The organism is Vibrio albus, from assembly GCF_003144035.1.
Classification (GTDB): Bacteria; Pseudomonadota; Gammaproteobacteria; order Enterobacterales; family Vibrionaceae; genus Vibrio; species Vibrio albus.
Genome location: NZ_QFWT01000022.1, coordinates 1 through 2,795, shown reverse-complemented (window position 1 = coordinate 2,795; position 2,795 = coordinate 1). Strand labels below are relative to the sequence as shown.

Genomic DNA, 2,795 nt, shown 5'->3' with positions numbered 1-2,795 from the left:
AGAGTCATACGGATAGCTAATTGGCCAGAAAAACCTATTAGATCATGCCGATAATGACCATTCAACAAGTTTTAACAAAGTGCGATCCCGCCCTGCTCTAAAGATAGCAGTGATTCTTTCAATCACACCCATTAGATTAAATTTATAAGCAAAACACCCCCTCAACCGATAAGGCAACAATCAAAAAATAGATTTACGCTTATGATGAAATGTACACTGCATTGGCAGCAAATATGCCATGTTGTTACGCCATTGCAGAAAACGGTAAACTCGACAACCAACCAGCATTTTCAGGCCAGATATCTCAGTGTCGCTATACTCTGCTTTTGTGGAACGAGAATCAGGGGTATTGGGAGGCAGAGCTTGCGGCTCGACGGTGATAAATTGCTTCTAAGTTTGAAGTATGTAATAAAATACTAATAATTTTTTGATATGATTATAAACCAATCACATATCGACTAACGTAGATATTTTGAGCCGTAGTATCTCGTTGTCATAAACCCCAAACAACAAGTTAAAAAATCAAGATGAACTCTATAACAAAAAAAATTGTACTTAGCATTAGTTGCCTATGCCTTGTTTTCTTAGGGCTTACGGCTTTTGTCTCATTTTCAGTAGAAGATAAAATCACTGAATCGGAGTATTTAACAGTAACCAATCGAATGGAAGGACTTTTATCGCAGCATCTTGACAAAAAGTTCGATATTGGTATTACCAATGCAGTCGGGTTTGCAGCTAATGAGAATTTACAACAAGCATTGGCAACAGGAAACCGTGCACTGGCGGTTACTGCGCTTTCAACCATCTCAGACATGTACAAATCAAATACCAACTTTAAAGGTATTAAAATTCACTTACATGATAAAAATGGCATATCATTTGTACGAAATTGGGATAAAACCAAATTTGGTGAAAAGCTGACAGACCTTAGACCATTAGTGACTAAAGTGATCCGAGAAAAAAAAGCAGTTAATGGCTTTGAGTTAGGCAATGTGGGATTGATGATTCGTGCTATTGCTCCCGTGATCAAAGATGGCGATTATCTCGGTTCTATTGAGTTTTTACAGGGAGTTGGCAGTATTAGTCGCGATATGGAAAAAAATGATACAACTTACATGTTGTTGATTGATGATAAATATGCCAAAAAAAGTCCAAAAATTTTAAAAAATCGCCAGTTTAATGGGTACTATTCTGTAAATGATAACTGGTTTAGTAATGATGTTGTACAGAAGATAGCCCAAATTGATGTCAGTAAACTTATTGCCAATAATAGGCTTATTACGGACAATTGCTTTTTTATTTCTATTCCAGCAACTCTTTATGATGGTACAGTTATTGGCCACCATATAATAGGTGCACCACGTAGTATAGTTGAAACGGGAATTGCTCAATCTCGTCAAATGGCAACACTATTGATTGTTATTTTCGGTGCTGCTTTTATTATAACGATCGTCTTCATACTTTATTTTCTTCGTAATATGATTATTAAACCAATTAAAATTATTGGTGAAAACATTTCAATTATTTCTGCAGGGGATTTCAGTCAAAAAGTTACGTTTTCTTCTAATGATGAATTAGGTGAGTTAGCACAATCTGTAAATAATATGTCACAACATTTATCTGAGTCCTTTCAAAATGTACTGAATAATAGTTCAAGGCTAAGTCAGCTCGCATCTCAGTTGAATACAGATTCTGAAGTCATCCAATCCGGTTCAAAGGAGCAATGCTCAGCTGTAGCCTCCACTATCACCGCCAGTCAACAATCTTCTATTACCATAACCGAAGTTGCTCAAAACGTTTCTTCTGTCTCTTCAGCATCGGAAAACGCTACAGAGTCGGTTTCAGCTGGTAGTGAAATGACGAAAGCGACCTATGAACTAATGAGTCAAGTTGGTGAGACCATGGAGGATAGCTCAAAGGTAATCCAGAACCTTGGTAATTCAAGTCAGAAAATAGGAACTATTCTTCAAGTTATTGAAGATATCGCAGATCAAACAAATCTATTAGCTCTCAACGCTGCTATTGAAGCAGCTCGTGCCGGAGAACATGGCCGAGGCTTTTCAGTTGTTGCTGACGAAGTAAGAAATTTGGCTGAAAAAACAGTTACAGCAACTCAGGAAATATCCAGTATGATTGAAATGATCATCGGAGAAATAGGAAACGCAGTCACCAAAATGGAAGATGGGGTTAAGCAGGTAATGGTTGGAGTGGATACTGCTCAACAATCTTCAGAATCACTTCAGGGAATTTTGACCAATGTTCGTACAGTATCTGCCGATATTAGTCAGATAGCTGTCGCGGCAACTCAGCAGCAATCAGCCATTGAAGTGATTGAAAGCAATATTTCAAATATTGAAGAGGTAAGTCTGAAAAATATGAACACTGCAAATGAAACAGTGCAACGTATAGAAATACTAAACCAAGTATCCGATGAACTATCTGCAATTGTCAATCAGTTTAAATTAAGTCATATATAAAACAACCCCTTAATTTTTTTATTAATTTGGGTATAGTAAGCCAGAGTTTAACCCTTGGCTTACTTTTCCTTTCCAGATAATTTAATGGTATCAATACCGATTTGCAAACCTAACACAATACTCATTTTATTTGCAGAAACAAGCTATGCTCAATATCCGCTTCGAAGTTGTGATGTACATCCATTGATTGACGTACAAAGGTGATACCAAGCAGTGTCAGAATCAGGGCGGGATCGCACTTTGTTAAAACTTGTTGAATGGTCATTATCGGCATGATCTAATAGGTTTTTCTGGCCAATTAGCTATCCGTATGACTCT

The 2,795-nt window shown here is 37.1% G+C and carries 3 protein-coding genes; 2 read left to right on the top strand and 1 reads right to left on the bottom strand.

From position 1 onward, the window contains the following. Positions 1-209 precede the first annotated feature (209 nt). Both DI392_RS19665 and DI392_RS19285 read left to right on the top strand, forming a co-directional pair. The gene (locus tag DI392_RS19665; protein WP_219930923.1) at positions 210-380 is read left to right on the top strand and encodes a hypothetical protein; all 171 of its coding nucleotides are present in this window, start codon (positions 210-212) and stop codon (positions 378-380) included. Between the two features lie 147 nt (positions 381-527). Then, positions 528-2,477, top strand: coding sequence for a methyl-accepting chemotaxis protein (locus tag DI392_RS19285; protein ID WP_109321324.1), 1,950 nt, complete (start codon positions 528-530; stop codon positions 2,475-2,477). 121 nt (positions 2,478-2,598) lie between these two features. Here DI392_RS19285 and DI392_RS19660 read toward each other — a convergent pair whose 3' ends face one another. Further along, on the bottom strand, positions 2,599-2,742 hold the full coding sequence (locus DI392_RS19660; RefSeq protein ID WP_181388468.1) for a hypothetical protein: 144 nt from the start codon (positions 2,740-2,742) through the stop codon (positions 2,599-2,601). Positions 2,743-2,795 lie beyond the last annotated feature (53 nt).